Consider the following 24,267-nt stretch of genomic DNA (forward strand, 5'->3'; position numbering starts at 1 on the left):
AAGTGCTTACTTTCAAAAATTAATGTGAAGAGTGATCCTCTTCTTCTTTTTCATCTTCATCTGAAGAATCGTGGTTGTGTTCAGGAGCTGGTGAGAACTCTAAATGAGTACCTGTGTAAGTTGACTTACCAAGATGACCTGGCTCCAATAATTCTTCAAACTTTTCTTCTGTTAGAGGTGCAGCCGTTTCATGAACTTCTGTTACCCACTCGTCAAATTCTGCTTGCGTTAAGGCCGTTACATCAAATATATTTTCTGCTGTACCACGACCTGAGAAGTTCGCGTTACGTCCCCAGAATTCGCCTGGGTTATCAGCAGCTAAATGTAAAGTTGTTACCATGTCTGCCATCGCGTATTTCTGACCACCAAGTTGTGGAATCCAGAAACTTGTAATTGGACCGTAAGAATATAGTTTAAATTCAATTGCTCGTCCAGCAGGAATGTATAAGTAGTTTACTGTTTCAATTCCTTGCTCTGGGTAGCTGAAATGCCATTTCCAGTTGGATGATGAAGCATAAATTACTAATGGTTCCTGATCTTCGTATGCTTGAGGAACATTTTCTACAATATAGTTACTCTTAACAGATACGAACGATAAGAAAATAACGATAATTACAGGAATACCAATCATAATTGTTTCTACAAGCCAGTGACCGTGAATGTGCGGTGGCTCATAATCTGGACTTTGTTTTGAAGCGCGGTACTTAACTAACATAAATACCATAATTGCTAATACTGTTAGAACAATCCCTGACATCAAATAAATTAATAACATTGTGTCGTCGGCTTGTCTTTGAGCTTGAGGACCTTTAGGATCAAGTACTGCTAACTTGTCGTTACAGCCTGCTAATAAAATAGCTCCTAGTCCCATGAAAGAGAGTAATGTTCCCTTCATATTTACTTTCATAGTTGGACTCCTTTCCAATTAAATAAAGCTTGTTAGATCTTGCTTAAGCGCTTTCATCTGAGAGCGAAAATAAAATAGTGAAAATAGTGCAATTCAATTGAATAAATTCACTTACAACTTTTAACACTATGCATATAGTGTTAAATACAATGGATAATCCCCCAATCCATCATTACCAAGTTGGAATTTTAGATTGAAGTCCATAATTAACAGTTTGCACAAAATTTTCGAAAGCATTATATTTTTATTTTTCGTGCGGAAATTTAAAGCGCTTGTCTAACCTACTTAGATTTTAGTGAAACAACAAATAAGTGTCAAAACATCAAATTGGAAAAAAACCTTATTTCTTACTATTTTCGCACCTTTATTTATTAGTATTTTAAAATAATGTCGAAAAACACAGTAAAACCGCGTAATTGCGAGCAAATAAACTGTTCGATTTCAAAAATGACATTTCTATGAACATAATGAAGTAATTCTTTTGGGACTAATCAGAAAAATCCATTTGCCCTATTTTACTGGATTTATTTACATAAAACTGCCTGTAAATACCAAAATACAGGGGTTTCATAGGTGTGAAGATTCTATGAAACCCCTGTATATTTTTTTGTTTTATTTTACAAAAGCATATAATAAAATCCCGGTAGCTACAGCTACGTTTAAAGATTCTGCACCACCTAGAATCGGAATAATTACATTTTGGTCTGTCTTAGCCAAAATTTGCGGATTTATACCGCTCCCTTCATTCCCTACTATTAGTGCGAATGCATCACTTTTTTCAATTTCTCTATAGGATATCGATTCTTCTAATGAAGTACCGTATACACGAACACCATCCGCTTGTAAATTTTCAATCCATTCCATTAAGTCCCCTCGGATAACTGGAATATGAAAATGTGAGCCTTGTGCAGAACGCAATGATTTTGGATTAAAAGCATCGACACATCCTTTTCCTAAAATGACTGCATCTATTCCCGCTGCATCAGCAGTTCGAATCATTGTTCCTATATTACCAGGATCCTGTACTGCGTCCACTAAGAGCACTTTGCGCCAATCATATTGTTCATCCTGCGGAATAGGGCGCTGTTTACAATGTGCAAATACACCTTGGGATTTTTCAGTTTCTGCAATTTCCTTTGCAACTGCATCGTTAACATATACTAATGTCACATCGTCAATCGCCCATAATAACGGCAAATCAACGCCTTCTCGAACAATAACTTGAACGATTTGCTCTTTGTGCTTTAAAGCTTCTTCTACTAAGTGGAATCCTTCTACTATATATTCTTCTGTTTTTTCCCGCTCTTTACGCTGAGTAACAAGCTTTTTCCAATGCTTCACTAGACCATTTTGTGTTGATTCAATTCTTTTCATAATTTCCCGTCCTTTTTCAGTACTCGAATTTACATTCTATCATAAATTTTTCGTAATCTATACCGCGATGCAATGTATAAAGTTGATAAATTGGTACAAAGTATGGGAAAAGGAGGTTTCATATTCATATGGATTTTCAGATTCGGCAAGCTATTACTGCAAACGTAATGGGTTCTGATGCAGCAGAATTTCAGGATATTGTTAATGATGCAATTGCACGAGGTGAGGAACATTTATTGCCTGGACTAGGAGTATTTTTAGAAACATGGTGGAAGAGCGCAAGTGAAAATGAACGTAATGAATTCACCCAAAAATTGGCCCAACAATTTGTTAATTAAAATTAGTATGTTCCATTGCTAGTATATAAAGTGATGTTTACATTTTTTTATACAAACAAAAAGCAATCTGGCGTCTCCCAGATTGCTTTTACTATGTAGCGATGAAGCATTCCATCTTGAATACATACATCACCTGTAATCCTGCTATAAATCGTCACAGCGTCTCCCGTTATGATTCGTATTGGACTACTACATAATTTGCTCGCTCTACCTGCTTGCAAATCTGTATGGAAGCAGATGTGCCTACAACCCGCAGTACACCCTCTACTTGATCTTTAAGCTAATAAAGATACTAAAACTGCTTTTTGAGCATGTAAACGATTTTCCGCTTGCTCAAATATATAGGAATTTGGTCCATCAATAACTGATGTCGCAACTTCTTCCTCACGGTGTGCCGGTAAACAATGCAAGAACATATAATCTGGCTTAGCATGCGCAACTAGTGCATCATTTATTTGATAACCAGTAAAGTCTTTTAATCGTTTTTCCGTTTCCTCTTCTTGACCCATTGAAGTCCATACATCTGCATATATGGCATCAGCATTAGTTACTGCTTCTACTGGGTCATTCGTTACGAATACTGTCCCCCCATTTTGGGAAGCAATGTATTGCGCTTTTTCGATAATACTTTCATTACATTCATACCCTACTGGAGTCGCAACAGATACATGCATTCCAACATGCGCAGCAGCAACGATAAGCGCATGCGCCACGTTATTGCCATCACCAATGTACGCTATTTTCAATCCTTTTAGCTCGCCTTTATTTTCAGCAATTGTTTCAAGGTCCGCCAATGCCTGACAAGGATGATCGAGATCTGTTAAACCGTTAATAACCGGTACTGTAGCATACTCAGCTAACTCTTCAACCATCGCATGGGAATTAGCACGAATCATAATACCATCCAAATACCCAGACAATACTTGCCCTGTATCTGATATTGGTTCCCCACGCCCTATTTGCATATCACGCGCATTCATATACATTCCATATCCACCTAACTGTATCATGCCAACCTCGAAGGATACACGAGTACGAGTGGAGCTTTTTTCAAAAATCATGCCAAGTGTCTTACCTTCTAGTAGACGTGGACATTTCCCCGCTTTAGTAACTGTTTTCAGTTGTGTAGCAAGCTCAAGTAATTGCTTTACTTCCTCACTTGTATAATCAAGTAGTGTTAATAAGTCTTTTCCCTTCAGACTTTCAACAGGCTTCAATTGAACCTCTTCCAATAATTTCATATAACACACCTCTGTAAGCTTTATCTTGATTTTCATTATACATATGCATATTTATTAAATCAAGCGAATTAATATAAATTTTTATAATTAATTAAATTATTCAATAATTATACATATTCACTATCTAGACGGTTATGACGAAAAAATTACTTAAACGACAATTTTGTGTTTTACAGGTAGAAAATTATTAATTTACCATTGAATTTCCATTAACTTTTAAGCATAATATTTTAAAGAGTTGTTTTTTTGTGGAAATTCACTTAAAACGATAGTAAAGAATTATAAGGAGGAATCATTATGCCAAATGCTACACATACAGTTAATTTACCGTTATCTAATCAAGTTACATGGGACTTTTTAAAGGATTATAATAATTGGGCACCTTTAATGCCGGGTTATATTGCGCATGAAGTACAAAATGAATCACAGTTTACGTGGATTTACTTAGCAGATTTAGGCTTTACGAAAAAGACGATTAAGCTTCAGGTTGATATGAAAGAATTCACTGAGCTGTCTGAAGTGAAATTCGACTTAAAAGGGCTTTCCGATAACTTTGAAGGCAGTGGCTACTTTAAGCTTTCTGAAAACAGTAGTGATTCTGTGCAAGTGACGGGTAGCTTGGATCTATCTGCAGGTGGATTTATGGGCATAATGATTAACTCTGTTTTAGAAACCTTCGTACCGCAAGCAACAAAAGATTTAATCAATTCTATTGAAACAAAGCTCACTGAGTTACATAGCGTAAAGTAACTAGAGGATGTGGGTAAAATAAAAACATTAATTTTTTCCTTCCGAGAAAATTAATGTTTTTTACGTTAACTTCAATTACTCTATGCTAGAGGATATTGTATAATCCATTAAAAATTCAATTTTCTCATCAAATTCACTGCATATACTAATACATAGATTATTCATAAAAATAGTCTTTACAGTGAATCTCATCTTTTGATAACTACTGAAATGAGCCATGTTTTCATTAATACCTTCTCCCGTACATTTCAATATGGCTTCTTTCCTCGTCCAAATCTCAGAAAATGTAGTTCCTTCTTTTATTTTTTGTATTTCATCTTTATGCAAAATCCAAGAATACAAATGTTCATTATAGATTAAATCATCTTTTTCTATATCTATGCCTACTTTACCTTGCTCGCTTAATACATAAATTAACGTATCATCATTATGTGACCAATTTATAAAAGAAGAAGAATTTAAAATAAAAGGCTTCCCATTTGAATCTTTTTGAATGGCCACATTACCTAACCGGTCTTTTATTAATTCGGTCGCCCATATTTCTTTTGGGCTGTTAGAATCCACTTTTGTCTTCCACTTATTTTCCAAATATACTTTCATAACATAAATTCTCCTAAAAAGGGATGTATTAAAAGTTTTTGACTTTTAATACATCCCTTGTGATTATGCGTATACAGCTACTTTAATAAATTGCTGTTCTGAAGCATATTGAATTAATTTACCGATGTACTCTTTTTCTATTTTAGGTAAATGTTCAATTTTTAGTAGCTGCATCGTTTGTTGGCTATCAAAAATTGCGTTAGTATCATTTGCTCCGTCGCCATCTAATTGTGCAACGGCTAGATTTTTTATTTCTTCACTCATATTGCCACTTAAAATATAGTCTTCATAAAATGATTTCTCGACCATTTCTATTGATAAATCCAGTTCATTTAATATTGAAACGAATTGTGCAAACGGAATCGGATTTGGGTGACAAACATGATATACACGAACAGCATGCTCAGCTGTCAATGCTGATTTCACTACTACATCTGCTGCAAAATCAATTGGCGTGAAATCTACCATCCATTGTACATTTGGCGCTTTATTCACTAAAATCATCAGCTTTAACATTCGATAAAATGCATTTTCATCTATATTGCTTTGGAAATGTCCATCACTGTAGCGTCCTGCTAAGTTACCCATTCGGTATACGAATACTTGTTTACCTGTTTTTGCTTGGTCCAAAATCCATTTTTCAGCCTTCATTTTCGTATCTGTATAAACACTATCCAGCTGTAAATCTTCAGGGATCTCTGACATATATTTCACGTCATTCCATTTTCCTTCTATTAATAGATCCTGTACAACGCCTACTGTTGAAATATGGTGGAACGTGATATCTGAATTTATACTTACTAGTTCAAATATATTTTTAGTACCTTGTACATTCACTTTTTCAAAATGTTCCCGATTTCCAAAGTGTCTTACATCTGCTGCTGAATGGATAATGGCATCGATTTTGTTGGCCAGCTCTGTAAAGACCTCTTTCGATAAACCTAAAAATTGTTTAGTTAAGTCCCCGCTAATAACCGTAATAAGAGAATGCATATTACAATTGAAGTATTTTTGCATTGTTTCATATACTCGTTGCTCGGCGTTTTCTCCACGGACAAGTAAAACTACTTCTTTCCCTTCATCCAGCAATTTTTTGGCAATATGACTACCTAAAAATCCGGTAGCTCCTGTAACCAATACTCTATTCACTGGCATTACTTTTTCTTTGATTGACATTATCGGCCATTCTGTTAACTTCGTAAACTCCCCATTAAATTCAACTTCTTTATTTACTGAAGTTTTGATTACTTTTTCAGCTAAATTTTCTATTGTTTTTAAATCGAAAAAATCTTTAATCGTCAATGCAGGATATGTCTGTTTTACATGAGCTAAAATTTCAATAACCTTTAACGAATGTCCACCAATATCAAATAAATTATCGTTTACACTAACCGAATCAATTTTCAGTACTTTTTGCCATACAGCAACAAGGTCGCTTTCTACTTTATTGCGCGGTGCAATTATTTCTCTTGAACCCATCAAAGACACACGATCAGCTTCAATTTTCTCCAGTGCTTTTCTATCCACTTTACCTGTTGGTGCAAATGGAATATCTTCCAGTTGCTTCAACTTAGCCGGAAGCATATAGCTCGGCAAATCTGCCTTTAATATCTCGATAATGGATGAATGATCAATATGATCGGTAGAAGTGAAAAAGGCCTTTAATATTTGATCATCTTCTTCTTTTTCAACGACTACAACTGCATTATTTACTCCATCAATTTCATTCATCTTCGTTTCAATTTCAGCTATTTCAATTCGATGTCCACGGATTTTAACTTGCGTATCCTTACGTGAAACGAATTCAATGTTACCATCAGCCAATTGCTTTACAAGGTCCCCTGTTTTATAAACGATTCCTTCATAAATATTGGAATCAAAAGGATTTTGAACAAATACTTCTTTTGTCTTTTCTTCATTATGTAAGTAACCTAAGGAAATCCCGACAGAAGCTACCCATAGCTCACCCACTTCATTTACTTCACATTGTTTTCCATCCTCATTGACTATGTAGACTTTATTACCTGGTAATTGCTTACCAATCGGAACACTATAGACATCATTTGAAAGGTCCTTTGGAACTTCATAAGCTGTTGCCATGACTGTAATTTCAGTAGGACCGTATAAATTGAAGAATCTCGTTTTATCACCAACAAATGATTTGAATTTTCTTGCCAAGTCACCTGTTAATAATTCTCCACCAACACCGACTAGTTTTACAGAGGTAAATAAATCTGAATTTTCTTCTGTTAAATGATTTACAATTCGATTAAAGAAAACAGTCGGTAATACCGGAATAATAGTAATCCCTTCATTTTTTACAACGTTAAGAAAATTACTTTCAGCCATTCGTTCTTCGTCATCTATTAAATAAAGCATTGAACCGGTTAATAATGATAAAAATGTATCTAATACAGACGCGTCAAAGCTATATGTAGCAAATTGTAATATTCTATCCTGGTCATTTACTTGCCAATCTTTTTGCATATAATCCACTAAGTTTAAAATTCCCTTTTGGCGAATTAAAGTTCCTTTTGGCTTACCAGTTGTACCTGATGTGAAGATTGTATAGCACGGATCTTCCACTCGATCATTTACATCTCCAAATAAATCGGCTGATTTATTGGCATAGATTTTTTCTAACTGCAAAATATTCATTGAGGGATTATGCTGTAAGAAACTTAGATTTTGCTCTGCACCCGCATTTGTAATAATAAATGAAGTATTAATATCTTCTATAATATAGCTGTTTCGCTCATTTGGGTGAGATGGATCTAAAGAAACATACACTCCACCAGCTTTTATAATACCTAATAATGAAACAACCGTATCGACGCTTCTTTTTAAATAAATTGCTACAAAGCCACCCTTTTCAAAACCATTGTCGATTAAATAACGAGCTACTTTATTGGACTCATTATCCAATTCAGTAAATGACAGTTGACGGTTTCTCTCCTTTAAAGCAATTGCATCCCCTTGCTTTAAAACAATTTCATTAAATTTATGTAAAATAGTATCCATTAACTTATCATCCTTTCCAAAAATATATGTATTCATTCACCTATATAAACTAATTAAGGAGGCATTTAACTTTCAAATGCCTCCTCTGAAATTTAATATGCGATTAAAACTCTTTAATTTTTAATCGTACTAACAACTTCTTCTAATTCCTCGGAAGTGACTTTTAAGTTCTCAGACATATTTCGGATATTGCCTAAAGTACCACGTTGGTTTTCTACATTCGTAGCTATACCTTCATATCCGTCTACAATTTCGCTAGCATTTGTAGATAATGTAATAATCATGGCTGTAGATTCTTCTACGCCTGCGGAAATTTCCTCTGTAGCCAAAGATACTGATTGCAATTTATCCGTAATTTCTTTATTAAATTCATAGATTTTATTGAACATTTCGTTTGTATGCAGAGTAGATTTTTTCCCACCATCTACACCAATTTTTATGCTTTCCATAAACTTTTGTGCTTCTGTTACCGCTTCTCGTACACGTCCAATCAGTTCTTGAATGCCTTCTGTTGATTTAGCTGACTGCTCAGATAGCTTTTTAACTTCCTGTGCGACTACAGCAAACCCTTTTCCATGTTCTCCTGCACGCGCAGCTTCAATACTTGCATTTAATGCCAATAAATTAGTCGCATCTGAAATATCTGTAATAATCTGTAGAAACTTACCGATTTCATCGGATAAATTTACTAAAGTACCAATATTTTGATTCGAATTTTCTACATTTACTACAATGGATTCCATTTGATTCGTTACATCTGCGATTGCCTTGCTACCATCATTCGAATATGCAGTAACGTCTTCAGCGTATTTGTATACATCAGTTACATCCACTGCAATTTGCTGAACTTGTCCAGACATCTCTTCCATCGATAATGCTGCCTCTTCAATTGAAGTTTCTTGCCCTTTTAAATTCGTTTTCATGTTTGTAACCGCGCCGGTAATTTTATCAAATGTATTAAATGTTGACATAAAAGCATTTTCCAATTGAATGGAGTCTTCTTTTACTTTCCCAGCTGAAACATTCACACTGTTTACAATATTACTTAATGAGGAAATCATCTCATTGAATCGTGCATTTACTGTGCCCAATTCATCTTTTCCTTCTGGTATATTAACCGTTAAATCGCCTTTACTTGCTTTATTAATCCCTGCCAACAAGTAAGTTAAAGGTTTTAGCTGGGATTTAATAACGAAATACTGCACAAGAATTGCAATGATTAATAATATTGCCAGTATGATTGATGACCACATTAACAATCCCATTTGACCTTCACCAACACTTGAAGCATTTACATCAATAGCATAATAGGCAATTAAATCGTTTTGTGCATTGAAAATTGGGTACATAAACGTTAACCATGTACCATAGTCATCTTTATAAATCTCTGTAAATTGCGGTTTGCCTGTTTCTTTTAAAATATTTAATCCCTCAACGACAATATCCGGCTGTTCGTATAAAGTACCAGGTTGTAGGCCTTCCCCTTTAAACATTTCCCAAATCGCATCATCGAATGAAATTAATGACGTTTCATTGTTCTTTTCTCCTGCTAATTCAACCCCATAAATATAGCCTTGTGCTACTACAGGATTATATTCACTCATTTTGTTGAACATATCTGTATATTTTTTATGTACAGGACTTTGAATATTTGTTTCCTGTATTAATTGTTCAACTTCATTTCCATCTAGCTTTTCGTACCAAGACTCAGAAATATCCTGTGTCTGTTCTCTTAACTGTTCCTTTAATAAATATCCCTGTACAACATAACTTATACCAATAAGAACTGTCCCTACAAATAAAATTGTTACTATAGTAACTAATATGTTTTTTGTGAAAAATGTTAGATTTCGAAACATGTTTATCCTTCCTTTTTCCTGATTATTTTGTTTCCATTAATTATTCCGTTAAAAATTGGCAATAAAATCATGTAAATCATTTTAAACCCAGTTATAAACTATATCATTGAAACTACTTCTTTTCGAGTGAGCATAGTCCCTTTGTAACGTTTTATATTTTTATAAATTATTCATTTTTTAGTAAAATATACCTAAGCGACATATATTTATTAAAATTCAGATAATTCCAATATAAATTCATTTAATATAAAAACAAAAGAAGCCGAAATATTAGCATTCAGCCTCTTAACAAAAAGGTGGGTTTGTCTTTTTATCGACAAACCCACCTTTTAAATTTAATTGAATCATTTTAAACTCTAATTATTCAAACGTAATTTTATTTACTGTCTCACGGTCTAATCGCTTGATTACTTCTACGATTAATTTTACGGCATTATCATAGTCATCACGATGTAAAATACCTGCATGCGAGTGAATATAGCGTGTAGCAACACCGATCGCTAATGATGGAACACCGTTTGCAGTAATATGAATACTGCCTGCATCCGTGCCCCCGCCTGCCATCGCTTCGAATTGATATGGGATACCTGCTTCTTCTGCCACATCAAGTACAAATTCGCGTAAGCCTGTATGAGAAACCATCGATGCATCGAATACAACAATTTGTGGACCCTCACCCATTTTTGAAGTAGATTCTTTTGATGTTACACCTGGCGTATCTCCAGCAACACCTACATCTACAGAAAAACCGATATCCGGCTGTACTTTAAATGTTGACGTTTTTGCACCGCGCAAGCCGATTTCTTCTTGCACATTCCCGACACCGTATACGATGTTCGGATGCTTTTCGTCTTTTAATGCTTTTAAAACATCGATTGCAATGGCGCAGCCAATACGATTGTCCCATGCTTTAGCCAAAAGATGCTTTTCATTTTTCATTACATGGAACTCGAAGTACGGCGTGATCATATCCCCTGGACGCACTCCCCACTCCATCGCTTCTTCTTTGGAAGTAGCGCCGATATCAACGAACATCGACTTAATATCCACTACTTTGTTGCGGACATCTGCCGGTAAAATATGTGGTGGTTTTGAACCGATAACCCCAATAATTTCTTCCCCTTTTCGTGTTGTAATTGTAACACGTTGAGCAAGCATAACTTGACTCCACCAGCCGCCCACTGTTTGGAAAAATACAAAACCTTTGTCATCAATGCGAGTTACCATAAAACCAACTTCATCTAAGTGGCCAGCAACCATAATTTTTGGACCATTTTCATCGCCCACTTTTTTGGCAATTAAGCTACCTAAGTTATCAGTTTCTATTTCATCTGCAAATGGCTCAATATACTTTTTCATTACTTCACGTGGAGCGCGTTCGTTTCCTGGAATTCCGTTTGCATCTGTTAAATCTTTAAACATTTGTAATGTAGCATCTAGCTTTGTCATGTGGATATCCCCCTAATAGTTACTCTTACCTATTATAGCGCCAATATTTCGAAATGTGAAATAGTTTATTGCTGACCAATTAAAACTGTTTTAATAGCCATTCCGTTGACGTTCATAGTTTTTTTCATTTTTTAGTTTATATGCCTCTATAATATCCTCTACCGTGAAACCTAAATTGTAGGCAATTAAGCTATACTGTGTCCAAATGTCTTTATAGTTTTCCTCTGTTTGGTGCTGCAAGAAGGTAAGAACCGTTTGTGTTGCATTAATAAAACACTTTGTTAAATCCGCTTTCTCCATTACAACGGGCCATTCATCCAGTTTGAAATCACGCATATACCCAAGTGATAGCATGAAATGAATGGAATCTACAAACTCCTCCAAAATAACACTTCGCTCCGACGGACCTTTTGTGGACCAAAACTTAAAACAGCGCGTCTCATTTGCCAACTCTCCAAGCTCAACCAATAACGCCAGTCCTTTTTCATCAAAAACGTCATGTTGTATATTTTGTGTTTCTTCAATATACCGGTCAAGCTGCTTCTGCATTTCAAATAATTGACTAAATTCCATAATAAAATCCCTCTTTTGCTAAAAATATTGAAACTTTTTCTACTACTTAATCGTATAGCAGAGAAACACCGCTAGCAAGGAGGAAGTATTATGGCTGTATTATTACGGTTTGCCATTATCCTTCTCATCATTTACATATTTTACAAAGGGGTACGCTACTTAACTGACCCGAAGCGTAAATTAGATGAGGCCTATGAAAATGGACACTATTATTTTTATGATGATGTGAAGAACATTCGGAAAAACTTTTTCATTACGTATAAAGGAGCATTATTTGAAGGAGAGAAATATTTAGGTACGACTGAAAATGCATTTGATGTCGTCAGCATTTTCGTCTTCGTCCATGATGAGATGAAACTTCAAGGCTTTACGAAAGAGGATTTTTTATATTTGGAAAAAGAAATTTTAATGAATTATCCTAACGCGAAAATTAACTGGAAAAATCCAATTGAGCAATTAATGCAAGATTGAATACTATGAGCGGATCACGGAATTGTGATTCGCTATTTTTTTGAGGTTACAACCGTATCATGAATAAACCTTGTTTAGTAGTCATAATTTAATGCTATTATTTCTATCATTTAGAAGTAACAACGGATGCTACATTGAACTGTAGCATCCGCTTATTTACCGGTTATGTCCGTAATGTCCTTCGTTGGCAATCGCGCCTATTGTACTTACCCATCTATTTGTGTAGTTGAAGAAGCCTACTGCAAATGCCGCTTCTAAAACTTCATGGTCATTAAAACCAGCTTCACGCAATAAATCTACTTCTTTTGTAGTAATTTCATTGGGATAACGCGTCGCACGATATGCATAATCACATAATGCGCGCTGCTTATCTGTCAGTTTTGCAGAACGATAATTATATGAAAGCTGGTCTACCCACCCTGGATTTTTCGTCAGCCCACGCAATATATCACTATGTGTTGTTAAGCAGTAACTGCAATTATTGGTTGAAGACACAACAAGTCCAATCATTTCTTTATCTGCTGTTGATAAATAGCATGTTTCTTCATTAAACAAGGTATATTTGAAATCTAAAAATCCTTTATATTGCGCAGCATTTAATGGAAGCACTTTAAATAAATTATTTACGAAACCATTTTGCTCCAATTGCTTTTCTACATGGTCGTCGAAAATTTTCTGTAAATCATTCGGAATTTCCTTTTCATTAGGCTTTTGTAAATGCGACAACTGTTCATTGTATTTGCTCATTATTTTTCACCAACTAATATAATTGTAAATACACGGGACTTCCATTCTCTTAGTTGATTCCAAAGCTTTAATTGTGTGGCAACTGTCATGAAAAATTCCTCCTTATAATAAGCCTTCTGAATACATTATAAATTACAACTATTTACAATACAAACCGCTTTTGTAGGAATAAGGATTAAAGCCGTGAAGTATATTAGCCGCTTTATAAAGGATAATCGTCAATATTGTCCACTTAATCGTCAGTATCACAAATTTAATCGTCACTGCTCACCCGATAATCGTCACTCACTAGAAGATATTCGTCAATTCAACGTATAATAGCCAAAATTTTTATATAATCGCTCCTATCATCCAGATATTCGCCAAATTTCCTCAAAAAGTAGAAACAATAAATGCCCCATAACAAAAAACACACTAAGGAAAACACTTCCTTAATGCGTTTAATTAAATACTATATAACTGTACTAATAGAAAAATATGTACTGCAGCCATTAATGGAAATCCGAATGCGAATTTATTGTGCTTTGTTTTGTGCCGGAATAAATACATTCCTAACACACCACCGCATGCTCCACCTAATAATCCAAGCGTCAGCAATGTTTTTTCTGAAATGCGCCACTCCTGTTTTTTTGCACGTTCTTTATCAATATACATATAGATGCACAAAATGAGTGAAACGACTACTAAATATGAAAGTGCTGCCAATGCCATCAACATATTCCTCCTCAATTTGAAAAAAGACTGATAAGGAAAATTCCCTACCAGTCTAATTATAAAAGTAATTGCTAATTATTTAGCGACTGCTTTTTTAGCTTCGTCAGCTAATTGAGTGAATGCTGCGCTATCAGTTACAGCTAAGTCAGCTAACATTTTACGGTTAACTTCGATACCTGCTACTTTTAAGCCGTGCATTAAACGAGAGTAAGATAAACCGTTCATGCGAGCAGCTGCGTTGATACGAGTGATCCATAATTTACGGAAATTACGTTTCTTTTGACGACGGTCACGGTATGCATATTGACCTGATTTCATTACTGCTTGGTTAGCTACTTTGTATAATGTATGTTTTGAACCGTAGTAACCTTTAGCTAATTTTAAAACTTTTTTGCGACGAGCGCGTGTTACTGTTCCGCCTTTAACGCGTGGCATAGTAATTACCTCCTGCTAATTCTTTCGAATGTAGTTGTTTTTTTGTTTTTTTAATAATCTTTAAAACGGTCAAAGATTACTTCATGTAAGTTAATAATGTACGGATACGTTTGAAATCGCCTGAAGATGCAACTTTCGCTTTACGTAAGTGACGTTTTGCTTTAGTTGATTTGTTAGCGAATAAGTGAGAGCCATAAGCACGGTCAAATTTTAATTTACCAGTACCTGTTTTTTTGAAACGTTTCGCAGCTCCACGGTGAGTTTTCATTTTTGGCATGTCGATTTCCTCCTAAACTTGTTTATACATCAGTATTATTTCTCATTCTTTGGTTGAAGAACTAAGAACATGCTTCGGCCTTCCATCTTCGGTTTTTGTTCAACCGTAGATACTTCAGCACACGCTTCAGCAAAGCGATCTAACACACGTTGACCGATTTCTTTGTGTGTAATTGCACGACCTTTAAAGCGAATTGATGCTTTAACTTTGTCACCTTTTTCAAGGAACTTAATCGCGTTACGTAATTTCGTTTGAAAATCATGTTCATCGATCGTTGGGCTCAAGCGAACCTCTTTCATAACGATAACTTTAGAATTTTTACGAATTTCACGGTCTTTCTTTTGCTGATCAAACTTAAATTTACCATAGTCCATAACACGAGCGACTGGTGGCTTGGCTTGAGGGGCCACAAGGACAAGATCCAAGTTAGCACGAGCGGCAATCTCCATCGCTTCTGTACGCGTTTTTAGACCTAGTTGATCACCATTGTGGTCGATTAGACGAAGTTCGCGTGCGCGAATGCCTTCGTTTACATACATGTCTTTGCTAATATTAATCCACCTCCAAATGTTTGTCGGAATACATGAGTTGGTGTAAAGTATAACCCGGTCGAACGGTACACCTCTGCGTTATGTCCATATGTACTTTTCGTTTTATTCAAACAAAAAGGACGGACATTTGAGATGTCCGCCCGCTATATGTGCATACGCAGTCCTGCGCAAAACAATTCAACGTGTCTAATACCTGCTCGTAACTTATAAAAGCACTTAATCAGGTGAGAAGCGGGCAGCCTCTACTTGCAAACTTTTGTATTCATAACTTAAACAATCTTAGCATGCTTTAAAAATAACGTCAAGCATTTTAATATGCTTTATAATATAATCTTTTAAGTTTATAATTTTTTTAAATTTTCAATGTTTTATTTTCTTTTTCCGTGGTATCTAGTTATAGATTCAAAATTTACCGATAGGAGGAATCTATAAAATGTTTAGACATCAAAAAGAATTGCAATTTGAGGTAAAAGTTGAAAGACCCGATCCATTATTAGCACGTCAGATCCAGGAAGTGCTCGAGCGGAAACTTACTTGCTGATTTCCGCGCAAACTTAAATGCTGATTCACAAGGTCGTCTCCAAGTATCAAGATTCTATCATATGATAATCTCTAGGCACAAAAATAAAGCAGTTCAAATTTTTTACTTATCGTAAAATTTGAACTGCTTTTATTATGGAGACAGCTTTTGTTCCAAGCTCCCCGTTGCTATATTACTTTTTTATTTCTTCAGTAATGTCTGCCAAGAATTGCTCAAAGCTGATTGTTTCTGAATCCTTCGAACCGTAGCGACGAATATTTACTGCATTATCTTCTACTTCCTTATCTCCAAGTACGAGCATATAAGGGATCTTCTTCATTTGAGATTCACGGATTTTGTAGCCTAATTTCTCTTCTCGATCATCCATTTCAACACGTACGCCAGCAGCTGCTAATTTTTCCTGAACTTCACGAGCGTAGTCATAATGAACGCTGTTTGATACAGGAATAATAGTTGCCTGAACTGGTGCTAACCAAGTTGGGAATGCCCCTTTGTACTCTTCAATTAAAAATGCTACAAAGCGTTCCATTGTCGATACAACACCACGGTGTATAACTACTGGGCGTTGTGGTTGACCATCTTCACCGATGTAAGAAAGATCAAAACGTTGTGGTAATAAGAAGTCAAGCTGAGCAGTCGATAATGTCTCTTCTTTACCGATAGCAGTTTTTACTTGAACATCTAATTTTGGACCATAGAATGCTGCTTCATCTTCTGCGATGAAGTAATCATAACCTAGCTCATCCATCGCCTCTTTTAACATTGCCTGTGCAGTTTCCCACATTTGATCGTCATCAAAATACTTCTCTGTGTTGTTCGGATCACGGTAAGAAAGACGGAATGAGAAATCTTTTAATTCGAAGTCTTTATAAACTTCAAGGATTAATTCAACTACCTTTTTGAATTCCGCTTTAATTTGATCTGGACGAACGAAAATGTGCGCATCGTTTAAAGTCATCCCGCGTACACGTTGTAAACCAGATACCGCACCTGACATTTCGTAACGGTGCATTGTCCCAAGTTCTGCAATACGGATTGGCAAGTGACGGTAAGAGTGCAGACCGTTTTTGAATACCATCATATGGTGAGGGCAGTTCATTGGACGTAACACTAATGTTTCGTTATCCATTTCCATCGGAGGGAACATACCATCTTGATAGTGCTCCCAGTGACCTGAAGTTTCATATAATTTTTTCGAACCAAGTACTGGTGTATAAACGTGTTTGTAGCCTAAAGATAATTCTTTGTCTACGATGTAACGCTCAATTGTACGACGGATTGTTGCACCATTTGGTAACCATAATGGTAGACCTTGCCCTACTGTTTGAGAAGTCATGAATAAATCTAATTCTTTACCGATTTTACGGTGATCACGCTCTTTTGCTTCTTCAAGCATTTGCAGGTGATGTTTCAACTCATCTTTTGTAAAGAATGCTGTACCATAAATACGTTGTAGCATTTTATTATCCGAGTTTCCGCGCCAGTATGCACCCGCTAAAGATAATAGTTTAAACTCCTTTAATTTCCCAGTTGATGGTACGTGTACACCACGGCAAAGGTCAAAGAAATCGCCTTGGTAGTAGATTGATACTTGATCATCTGCTGGAATAGCTTCAAGTAATTCTAATTTATACTCGTCGCCAACTTCCTCGTAAATTTTTTGTGCTTCATCACGAGAAACATTTTTGCGCTCGATTTCAATATTTTCAGCAATGATTTTTTTCATTTCTTTTTCGATAGCTGGTAAATCTTCAGCTGTGATTGGTGTTGGTGAATCAATATCATAGTAGAAGCCTGAATCGATGACTGGACCAATACCTAATTTAGCATCTGGGTATAGACGTTTTACTGCTTGTGCTGTTAAATGAGCAGTTGAGTGACGAAGGATTTCTAACGCTTCATCCGACTTGTTAGTAATAATTTCGATTGAACCATCTTGTTCAAGACCTGTTTTAGCATCGATAAGTGTGCCGTTGATTTTACCGGCTAATGTTGATTTTTTTAAACCTGGGCTAATAGAGCCTGCAACGTCTAATGTAGATGTTCCTTTGGCAAATTCCTTTACTGCGCCATCTGGGAAAGTTAATTTGATCATTTCTGACATGTTGTTGTCCTCCTTATAAGGGTTTCATTTAATCGAGAGTAGCAAAGTGTCGTCATCCTAATCCGTTGATTTCCGTTTCGGGCGGACGCTTTCCGCGGGCGTGGCCTGAGCCTGTAGTCTCAGGCGTCACGCTTTTCCCGCTGGAGTCGCCGCCCTACACTACAATCAACTAATCTATAGCTATAAATTAATTTGCTCCCAATATTTCTTACCAGTCAAAATATTTGCATATTAAGGCAAAATAAAAAGCACCGTCCCTATAAAAGGGACGATGCTGTATGCTCGTGGTGCCACCCTTCTTCCTTCTTCGTCAATACGAATAAGAAGCTCTCGGTCAGTTAACGTACTGAGAAACGTTGACGGATTGGCCCCGCCACTGCTCGAAGGTAGTAAAGTAAAACGCCTGTGCTAGGAAGCTTGCAGCCATGACTTCCCTCTCTAAAAGCTAGTTCGTTAAACTTGTTGTCCTTTTCAATGCATTTTTTGTTTAATTACGTTCAAAGTATACGCTCGATTTATAACAATTGCAACTGGTAAAAAGTAAATTTTTCTTTTATTTTTTATTCTCGACGATTGACTCCATCCATCGCAACCGGAATTGTCACAGCTTTAATTCGTTCCATAATACGAGCAGCCTTTACGACTTCGATATCACCACGTTGTGATTGCGCTAAATGATGCTCCAGCCCTTTATAATCAAAGTTCGATGTAATAAATGTCGGTAATTCTTCACTCATTCGGTAATGTAGAATCGTCCCAAGTATTTCATCACGTGTCCATGCCGACATCGTCTCTGCGCCGATATCATCCAACATTAATACAGGCGCCTTTTTAACATAGTCTATTTTTTCATTCAATGTATTGTCGCTAATCGCATTTTTCATTTCTCGTAAAAACTCAGGAACAAATACGACAACTGTTCTTACCTTTAGTGTTGCAAGCTCATTTGCAATCGCTCCAAGTACAAAGGATTTTCCTACACCGAATTTCCCGTACAAGTAAAATCCTTTTTTCGGTAATTCTCCCGTTCGCTTATAAGTCGCGACAAATTCTGCTGCTTGTTCTGCAATACTAAGTCGGGAATGATTGTCGATTGCCAAATCTTTTAATGTTGCCTTTAATACATCTTTTGGCATATGCATGCTCGAAATCATATTGGCTACATCACGTCGTTCATCTTCACGAAGCTTTTGCTCACAAGGAACATACGTAATATCAATGACATTATGCGTTATAAATAGTTTTGGAAGATAACCTTGCAATAAATTTGTACATTGTCCTGTATGACCATTTCCGCAACATCCCGTTGACTGTGAAATAAATTCGTATAATTTAGGTAAACTAATTTCAACCATTTCTTTCGTCACTTGCTGTTCATGTTCACGTAAAAACTGTTGAACTTTCGGATGTTCGATCGTCTCTCTGCGCATCGCTTCAAAACGTTCTTCAAAAGAGGGCATTTTTTTCTTAATTTGATTTAATTGATTATTAATCGGTTCTATTGTTATTCACCTGCCCTATCAAGCTTTTGTAATATTTTTAAGCGCTCCTGCTCGAAATCCACTGCACTATCTTTTTCTGGCTGTTGCTGCTCATTGCGCTTGTAAAACCAGTCAGGAACTTGTTCATCTCGTCCACTTTTACGATTGTACGAGGGCTTCTTTTGGGAATTGGCCGGTTGTTTGACCACTGAACTTTCCTGTTTCCATTTCGTATATTTATCACGTTCTTCACGAGCTAAATCCATCGCCTCTTTAGCCGTCTTCAATTGCTTACGATTCCAGTGATCTGCGATTTTTTCTACATAACTTTTCGGTAATTTCATATCTGTCGATAACATGACATATTCGAGCAGTACATTAGCCACTCCTATAGGCATGCTATACTTTACAACTAAATCTTCTGCAAGTTGAATTGAGGAAGGAATTGGTTCTTTCCCATTATTGATGTCACGCAACACTTGAACAGGCGGCGTTGTTTCCAAATAATGCAGAAGTTCTTGTTCCTTCGTTAAGTTTTCCGCGTGTAAAGTATCATTATTTTTTGCATCAAATACTTTTGTCATGACCGGAGCTTCTGTAGAAACGGTCAATTTATAATAATCCGCTGCACAACGTTTTAAACGCTCGGTCGTTAGTTTATTTTGCTCGTCCAATGCTTGTATTACCACTTTTTGCATTTGCAATGGCGTGAGGTGATACAAAAAGGCAAGCTTTGCAATTGTTTCCCGTGCTTTCACTGTTAATGCTGCACTCGGTATTAACTGCTCAGATAAGCCAGCCTGCAGTAGCTTAAAATCAAATTGCTCATAATAAAAAGGATAGTCACTTTGCTTCGGTGTCATTGTTTCCAATTCATCCTGAGGCAGATTTTGATTAATCGGACGGTACACATCCATAAATGTACGTGTGACCTCTTCATACTGTTCTTTATTTGGCTGAGTTAAAAAGCGCTGACGTAACTTTCGATAAGCTCCCTCACCAATTTTACTAAATAGGAACATCGATAATAGCGGGTCTTTAAAAAAGCTCGGTGCATCGAGTGGTCTTACTAATTCATATATAAAATAGCGTTCATTAGCAGTATCCTTTCTCCAAGTGCGCATTAAACCAATCGCTTCCAATGCGATTCGTGCTTCAAAAATCTTCTTTAAAGGCATGGACAATACATGCATCAAATAATAATGATTATATTGCTGAGGCGTATGATTTTCAGCTTCCGCCCAGAGCGTTAAAAATAAACTTATCGGCTCCGGTCCTGTTAGGGGCTGATAAAATAATGTTAATAATTGACGTTCATTTGTAGATAATGCGTGAGGGAGCGTTATTTCAAAATGATCTGTTGGCTGTATTTCTTTAAAATGAACCATTTTGTCCCCCTCCTAAAACTTATTTGTCACTTGACTGACGTGTCATAATTTCTTTTAGTTCCTCAATAAATACAGTAATATCCTTAAATTGTCGATAAACGGATGCAAATCGTACATATGCAACTTCATCAACTTTTGCAAGGCGATCCATTACCATTTCACCCACATCTTCCGAGCGTACTTCTGCATTGCCAAGTCGACGTAATTCCTTTTCAATTGATAATACAATCTCTTCCAATTGATCTAAAGCAACCGGCCGCTTCTCACATGCCCGTATTAGTCCTCGCAATACCTTTTCACGGCTGAATTCTTCACGTGAGCCACCCTTTTTCACAACGATTAATGGTGTTTCTTCTATTTTTTCAAATGTCGTAAAACGGAAAGCACACGATTCACATTCACGACGTCTTCGAATTTCTTTATTATCATCAACAGGTCTTGAATCTACAACACGTGTACCGTTGTATTGACAAGCTGGACATCTCATATTTTATTTCTCCTAAATGTTAGTTTATCTATATTATAACAAAAACAACGCGCGTGAAATAGTTCTTCATGCGCGTCGAAATTTTCCAAAAGGAAAGTGATTCAATTATATAGTGCCCTATCGATTCACACAATAGAAAATGCCTTTTGTAAAAATAAATATTCTACAAAAGGCAATAGTTTAGTTATATCCCGGCACTATATATGCCAAAAGAATCACTTTCCGAATTTACAATCAAGACTTTTCATTCTTTTATTCGTAAAAAGAAATTAAATTATGCATTCACCGCTACTAATTCTTTGGCAATTTTATTTGCTAAGTCTACTACACGTGCAGAATAACCCCATTCGTTATCATACCAAGCAATTACTTTTACTTTACGGTCACCTAAAACGATTGTTGTTAGTCCATCAACTGTAGAAGAATATGTTGTCGTATTATAGTCTGAAGATACTAATGGCTCCATTGAGAAGTTTAAAATACCGTTCATTTTGCCTTCAGCAGCTGCTTTAAATGCAGCATTTACTTCTTCTACTGTTACATCTTTTTCTAAATCTACAACTAAGTCCACCAATGATACGTTTGGTGTAGGTACACGTAAGGCCATACCGTGAATTTTGCCATCTAATTCTGGCAACACTAAGCGTAAAGCTTTAGCTGCACCAGTTGAAGTTGGAATAATTGACGATGCACAGTTACGAGCACGACGTAAATCTTTATGTGGGTTATCAATGTTATTTTGATCATTTGTATAAGCGTGTACAGTTGTCATTAAGCCATTTACAATACCAAATTCATCATTTAATACTTTTGCTACTGGAGCTAGGCAGTTTGTAGTACAAGAAGCATTTGAAATGACATCGTGTTTTGATAAATCTAATTTATCATCGTTTACACCTAACACTACTGTAATATCTTCATTTTTACCTGGAGCTGTTAAAATAACCTTTTTCGCGCCAGCTTCTATATGCTTTGCAGCATTTTCACGGTCATTGAATTTACCAGTAGCTTCGATTACAATATCTACTCCCATTTTTGCCCAAGGTAATTTTAATGGATCGCGTTCACTAACTAGTTCAACACGTTTACCGTTAACGATTAATGCACCTTCAACCGCTTCAACAGTACCTGGGAATACACCATGATTTGTGTCATACTTAATTAAATGTGCTAACGTTTCAGATGGGTAACTTGCATTTACTGCTACGATATTCACATCACCGCGCATCATCGCTTGTCGGAATACCATACGACCAATGCGGCCAAAACCATTAATTGCAATAGAAACTGTCATATTATTTAAATCCTCCTAAAAGTACGATTCATTCGTTTTATTTATTCGTTGATTAGTATAACACATATTCTAAAAAGGTGAACATATTTAACACACATAAAAAAAGTTGTTATTTTCAGATAATACATACCCTAAAAATAAATGCCTTAACCCACTTCACATAAAACGGGCAAGGCATTATTTTATTTCAAAACATTCCATTCATATAAAATATTTTGCAATTGAAGGGCCGTATCTTCCAATGAACCGTTATTATAAATAACTGCATCAGCAAGCGCTTCTTTATCTTTTACAGGAATTTGCGTGCCAATACGTGCCTTAGCGTCTTCTTCTGTCAAGTCGTTCCGTTCCATTAAGCGTTCTAATTGTACGCCCTCCGTTACCGAAACTACTATAATTTTTTCAACAAAATGCTCGAGCTTGCTTTCAAATAATAAAGGGATATCCATAAATACATTTTTTTCACCGTAAGAAATAAATTCATCACGCTGACGAATCATTTCCTCACGAATCGCAGGGTGAATGATGGCATTTAGTTGTTGACGCTTCGATTCATCATGAAATATAAGACTTCCTACTTTAGCGCGGTCCATTGTACCATCTTCAGAAATGACATCCTGTCCAAATACTTCAGCGATTTTCAAAAGCGTTGGACTTCCTGGCTCTACGACTTGTCGTGCAACTTGATCGGCATCAACAATTGGTAAGTTATATGACTGAATCATTTTTGCGACTGTACTTTTTCCACTTGCAATACTTCCTGTTAAACCTATAATCACAGTAATTCCCCTTTACTTTTGACATTGAGGACAATATGTTGACGTCCTTCCTCCGATAACGATGGACTCTGTATTTGTTTCACATATCACACATTGTTTTTTCCCGTACATTTTCAAGCGATGCTGCATCGTACCTGCCCCACCGTTAATACTGCGATAGTCAGATATAGTAGAGCCGCCAGAATCAATGCTTTCCTGCAGTACATCACAAATCACTTGAAAGAGCTCTGTTTTTTGCTCTCTACTTAGGTCACTTGTCACACGTCCTGGATGAATGAATAATTTAAATAAAGCTTCAGTTGCATATATATTCCCACAGCCTGAAATAACTTGGCCATCCATAATGACTTCTTTAATCGCCTTTTTCGCAAATTTCGGCTTTTCACTTTGCGTTAGGAAAAAATCACATGCACTGTCATCAAATGGCTCCGGTGCCATTTTAAGTAAAGGTGGATGGTCCGCAAGTTCTTTAATAAAGCGCAATTCACCAAAGCGGCGAATATCTGCATAGACAAGTAATTCTCCACTCGCTAAAGTGAAAACCGCATGAATATGCTTTCTGAATTTTTCTTCTGTAATTTCTAACACATCATTTACAACAAACCATGCCCCACTCATCCCTAAATGATTAACTAAAATGAAACTTTCTCCACTTTTGTTTAAATGAAAGAAAATATATTTTGATCGACGCTCTAGTTTCTCAATTTTCATATTAGTCAATAGCTGTTCGAACTGATAGGGTTTCGCATTTTTTACAATTGCTTGTTTACCTGCTTCATGGGATGCATAAACAATGTCTGAAAATGTGACAGTTGCAATTGTTTTCCCTTCTACTATTGGTCGTAAATCTCGTACGACACCTTCTACTTCTGGTAATTCCGGCATA

The 24,267-nt window shown here is 36.2% G+C and carries 23 protein-coding genes and 2 pseudogenes; 5 read left to right on the forward strand and 20 right to left on the reverse strand.

The genetic code is table 11. The features are described from left to right. Positions 1 to 19: 19 nt before the first annotated feature. Complete coding sequence (qoxA, locus tag H9632_RS04200; RefSeq protein WP_191702855.1) at positions 20 to 907, reverse strand: cytochrome aa3 quinol oxidase subunit II; 888 nt, start codon at positions 905 to 907, stop codon at positions 20 to 22. Between the two features lie 612 nt (positions 908 to 1,519). Beyond that, entirely contained in the window at positions 1,520 to 2,281 is a 762-nt protein-coding gene (locus H9632_RS04205; protein WP_191702856.1) for a TrmH family RNA methyltransferase, read from the reverse strand. A 128-nt stretch (positions 2,282 to 2,409) separates the two neighbouring features. Here H9632_RS04205 and sspI point away from each other — a divergent pair, with 128 nt between their 5' ends. Next, the gene (sspI, locus tag H9632_RS04210; protein ID WP_191702857.1) at positions 2,410 to 2,619 is read left to right on the forward strand and encodes a small acid-soluble spore protein SspI; all 210 of its coding nucleotides are present in this window, start codon (positions 2,410 to 2,412) and stop codon (positions 2,617 to 2,619) included. 275 nt (positions 2,620 to 2,894) lie between these two features. Here the strand turns inward: sspI and argF are convergent, their stop codons facing one another. Beyond that, positions 2,895 to 3,860, reverse strand: coding sequence for an ornithine carbamoyltransferase (argF, locus tag H9632_RS04215; RefSeq protein ID WP_191702858.1), 966 nt, complete (start codon positions 3,858 to 3,860; stop codon positions 2,895 to 2,897). A 297-nt stretch (positions 3,861 to 4,157) separates the two neighbouring features. On the opposite strand from argF, the gene H9632_RS04220 reads away from it, so the two are divergent. Continuing rightward, the gene (locus H9632_RS04220) at positions 4,158 to 4,610 is read left to right on the forward strand and encodes a CoxG family protein (protein WP_191702859.1); all 453 of its coding nucleotides are present in this window, start codon (positions 4,158 to 4,160) and stop codon (positions 4,608 to 4,610) included. A gap of 75 nt (positions 4,611 to 4,685) precedes the next feature. On the opposite strand, the gene H9632_RS04225 is transcribed toward H9632_RS04220, so the two are convergent. The 5 genes from H9632_RS04225 to H9632_RS04245 all read right to left on the reverse strand — a co-directional run bounded on the left by H9632_RS04225 (position 4,686) and on the right by H9632_RS04245 (position 12,112). Beyond that, complete coding sequence (locus tag H9632_RS04225; protein WP_191702860.1) at positions 4,686 to 5,210, reverse strand: 4'-phosphopantetheinyl transferase family protein; 525 nt, start codon at positions 5,208 to 5,210, stop codon at positions 4,686 to 4,688. A 63-nt stretch (positions 5,211 to 5,273) separates the two neighbouring features. Beyond that, the gene (locus H9632_RS04230) at positions 5,274 to 8,231 is read right to left on the reverse strand and encodes an amino acid adenylation domain-containing protein (protein ID WP_191702861.1); all 2,958 of its coding nucleotides are present in this window, start codon (positions 8,229 to 8,231) and stop codon (positions 5,274 to 5,276) included. Positions 8,232 to 8,344: 113 nt separating this feature from the next. Then, on the reverse strand, positions 8,345 to 10,090 hold the full coding sequence (locus H9632_RS04235; protein WP_191702862.1) for a methyl-accepting chemotaxis protein: 1,746 nt from the start codon (positions 10,088 to 10,090) through the stop codon (positions 8,345 to 8,347). Between the two features lie 360 nt (positions 10,091 to 10,450). After that, positions 10,451 to 11,539 carry a M42 family metallopeptidase gene (locus H9632_RS04240; RefSeq protein WP_191702863.1) on the reverse strand — a complete coding sequence of 363 codons (1,089 nt, stop codon included), beginning with the start codon at positions 11,537 to 11,539 and terminating at the stop codon, positions 10,451 to 10,453. Positions 11,540 to 11,629: 90 nt separating this feature from the next. Then, on the reverse strand, positions 11,630 to 12,112 hold the full coding sequence (locus H9632_RS04245; RefSeq protein WP_191702864.1) for a dUTP diphosphatase: 483 nt from the start codon (positions 12,110 to 12,112) through the stop codon (positions 11,630 to 11,632). Positions 12,113 to 12,202: 90 nt separating this feature from the next. On the opposite strand from H9632_RS04245, the gene H9632_RS04250 reads away from it, so the two are divergent. Further along, positions 12,203 to 12,583 carry a sigma-w pathway protein ysdB gene (locus H9632_RS04250; protein WP_191702865.1) on the forward strand — a complete coding sequence of 127 codons (381 nt, stop codon included), beginning with the start codon at positions 12,203 to 12,205 and terminating at the stop codon, positions 12,581 to 12,583. A gap of 156 nt (positions 12,584 to 12,739) precedes the next feature. Here H9632_RS04250 and H9632_RS04255 read toward each other — a convergent pair whose 3' ends face one another. The 5 genes from H9632_RS04255 to infC all read right to left on the reverse strand — a co-directional run bounded on the left by H9632_RS04255 (position 12,740) and on the right by infC (position 15,295). Further along, positions 12,740 to 13,330, reverse strand: a complete 591-nt coding sequence (locus H9632_RS04255; RefSeq protein WP_191702866.1) for a peroxidase-related enzyme — start codon at positions 13,328 to 13,330, stop codon at positions 12,740 to 12,742. A 444-nt stretch (positions 13,331 to 13,774) separates the two neighbouring features. After that, positions 13,775 to 14,041, reverse strand: coding sequence for a DUF1294 domain-containing protein (locus H9632_RS04260; RefSeq protein WP_191702867.1), 267 nt, complete (start codon positions 14,039 to 14,041; stop codon positions 13,775 to 13,777). Between the two features lie 78 nt (positions 14,042 to 14,119). After that, a complete protein-coding gene (gene rplT, locus H9632_RS04265; RefSeq protein ID WP_191702868.1) occupies positions 14,120 to 14,479 on the reverse strand; it encodes a 50S ribosomal protein L20 in 360 nt (119 codons plus the stop codon). Between the two features lie 76 nt (positions 14,480 to 14,555). Continuing rightward, positions 14,556 to 14,756 (reverse strand): 50S ribosomal protein L35, encoded by a 201-nt coding sequence (gene rpmI, locus H9632_RS04270; RefSeq protein WP_036156293.1) that lies wholly within the window; start codon positions 14,754 to 14,756, stop codon positions 14,556 to 14,558. 35 nt (positions 14,757 to 14,791) lie between these two features. Beyond that, positions 14,792 to 15,295 carry a translation initiation factor IF-3 gene (gene infC, locus H9632_RS04275; protein WP_191700545.1) on the reverse strand — a complete coding sequence of 168 codons (504 nt, stop codon included), beginning with the start codon at positions 15,293 to 15,295 and terminating at the stop codon, positions 14,792 to 14,794. 445 nt (positions 15,296 to 15,740) lie between these two features. Here infC and H9632_RS18780 point away from each other — a divergent pair. Both H9632_RS18780 and H9632_RS18785 read left to right on the forward strand, forming a co-directional pair. Then, positions 15,741 to 15,827: pseudogene (locus tag H9632_RS18780) on the forward strand (manganese catalase family protein); the annotation flags it as partial. Continuing rightward, positions 15,826 to 15,912: pseudogene (locus H9632_RS18785) on the forward strand (manganese catalase family protein); the annotation flags it as partial. The pseudogenes H9632_RS18780 and H9632_RS18785, both read left to right, overlap by 2 nt. Positions 15,913 to 16,020: 108 nt before the next feature. On the opposite strand, the gene thrS reads toward H9632_RS18785, so the two are convergent. From thrS to mutM, 7 genes are all read right to left on the reverse strand, one after another. Further along, a complete protein-coding gene (thrS, locus tag H9632_RS04285) occupies positions 16,021 to 17,952 on the reverse strand; it encodes a threonine--tRNA ligase (protein WP_191702869.1) in 1,932 nt (643 codons plus the stop codon). Positions 17,953 to 18,512: 560 nt separating this feature from the next. Continuing rightward, complete coding sequence (dnaI, locus tag H9632_RS04290) at positions 18,513 to 19,454, reverse strand: primosomal protein DnaI (protein WP_191700671.1); 942 nt, start codon at positions 19,452 to 19,454, stop codon at positions 18,513 to 18,515. A gap of 2 nt (positions 19,455 to 19,456) precedes the next feature. Next, complete coding sequence (locus tag H9632_RS04295; protein ID WP_191702870.1) at positions 19,457 to 20,821, reverse strand: replication initiation and membrane attachment family protein; 1,365 nt, start codon at positions 20,819 to 20,821, stop codon at positions 19,457 to 19,459. 19 nt (positions 20,822 to 20,840) lie between these two features. Further along, on the reverse strand, positions 20,841 to 21,308 hold the full coding sequence (nrdR, locus tag H9632_RS04300; protein ID WP_191702871.1) for a transcriptional regulator NrdR: 468 nt from the start codon (positions 21,306 to 21,308) through the stop codon (positions 20,841 to 20,843). A gap of 274 nt (positions 21,309 to 21,582) precedes the next feature. Further along, positions 21,583 to 22,602 (reverse strand): glyceraldehyde-3-phosphate dehydrogenase, encoded by a 1,020-nt coding sequence (locus H9632_RS04305; RefSeq protein ID WP_191702872.1) that lies wholly within the window; start codon positions 22,600 to 22,602, stop codon positions 21,583 to 21,585. Between the two features lie 182 nt (positions 22,603 to 22,784). Continuing rightward, positions 22,785 to 23,381 (reverse strand): dephospho-CoA kinase, encoded by a 597-nt coding sequence (gene coaE / locus H9632_RS04310; RefSeq protein WP_318247667.1) that lies wholly within the window; start codon positions 23,379 to 23,381, stop codon positions 22,785 to 22,787. A gap of 12 nt (positions 23,382 to 23,393) precedes the next feature. Then, positions 23,394 to 24,266: a bifunctional DNA-formamidopyrimidine glycosylase/DNA-(apurinic or apyrimidinic site) lyase gene (mutM, locus tag H9632_RS04315; protein WP_191702873.1), complete on the reverse strand. Its 873-nt coding sequence runs from the start codon at positions 24,264 to 24,266 to the stop codon at positions 23,394 to 23,396. Position 24,267: the final 1 nt, after the last annotated feature.

It is taken from the genome of Solibacillus merdavium (assembly GCF_014836935.1).
Taxonomy (GTDB): Bacteria; Bacillota; Bacilli; order Bacillales_A; family Planococcaceae; genus Solibacillus; species Solibacillus ferritrahens.